Here is a 339-nt window from a genome sequence, read left to right as displayed (position 1 = left end):
CGCCGGCACACCGGTCACCGTGACCTTGTCGAACGGCGCCGTCATCACCATCGAAGCAGGTAAAACTACCGGCTCCGTGACCGTCGATGCGCCGAAGGACGACGTCTACAAAGACGCCGGCACCGTAGAAGCAACCATCAAGGATGCGACCGGCGGCAATTTCGAAAACCTGGTGGCTAGCGACACCCCGGCAGTCACCACTGTCAACGACACCATCGACACCAGCACCGTTTCGCTGAGTGCCACCGCGAACGTCGCCGAAGGCGAAACCGTGGTCTACACCGCGTCCGTCAGCGCACCGGTCACCGGTTCGCCAGTGGTCGTCACCCTGTCCAACGG

The 339-nt window shown here is 62.8% G+C and carries 1 protein-coding gene; it reads left to right on the top strand.

What is annotated here, in order from left to right; translation table 11 throughout:
• Window positions 1-339 (top strand): immunoglobulin-like domain-containing protein (locus JFU11_RS27930; RefSeq protein WP_201062764.1); only part of this gene is annotated, 339 nt, incomplete at both ends.

The organism is Pseudomonas sp. TH37, assembly GCF_016650735.1.
Lineage (GTDB): Bacteria > Pseudomonadota > Gammaproteobacteria > Pseudomonadales > Pseudomonadaceae > Aquipseudomonas > Aquipseudomonas farris.
The sequence above is the reverse complement of the archived record's forward strand: the minus strand, read 5'-3'. Positions and strand labels throughout refer to the sequence as shown.